General features: G+C 47.4%; 1 protein-coding gene. It reads left to right on the forward strand.

Translation table 11 applies throughout. The features are described 5' to 3' along the window. Window positions 1–304: 304 nt before the first annotated feature. Window positions 305–744, forward strand: a 440-nt coding sequence (locus tag KIV40_RS30005) for a fatty acid cis/trans isomerase (protein WP_285352922.1), incomplete at its 3' end; no start/stop codon positions are given.

Genomic DNA, 744 nt, shown 5'->3' on the forward strand with positions numbered 1-744 from the left:
AAGAACGTGTTCGACAAATACTACTTCGAACACGCCTCTGACATCGAGTACATCGGGAGTCCAGTCGCTCAAGGCTACGCAAGCGCAGGCCGCGATTTCCGCTTTAACGCCGCCTACGCTTTCTAACATTCATTTTCAGCAATATTGAACAAGGATACCCTTTGATTCAGCCATACGAGTAGCGTCTACATTTAGTTGACGCTACTCGCTTTTCCTACCTCGGCTATTCAGCAAATCGCTAGAACATGAGCATTTTCAATCATTTTCGATATACTTAAGAAAAATGATAAATCTATAAGTCTCTATGAATCTAAAAAAAATATGGGTTGTCGCACTGGTCAGCCTCTTCTCTGGTTGTGCAATGTATGCCGGTTTGAACTTTGATGAGCTGTTTGGTAAGCCTGAAGTTCGCGACCGACAAGCCCCTGTTGTTTCAGCACAGGCACAGCATTTCATCAACGAAGTTAAACCCATCATCGACAATCGATGTGTCGTCTGTCACGGCTGCTATGACGCGCCATGTCAGTTAAAAATGTCCTCAGTTGAGGGGATCGACCGTGGAGCGACCAAGGCATTGGTTTATCAAGGCACTCGTCTCACCGCTACCGCACCGACTCGTTTATTTGAAGACGCAATCACCACCCAAGAGTGGCGCGATGCTGACTTCCACCCCGTGCTCAACGAGCGCATGCAGAACTCAACCGCTAACTTAGATGCTGGTCTGGTCGCTCGTATGCTGATTCA

The sequence above is a fragment of the Vibrio sp. D173a genome, from assembly GCF_030248475.1.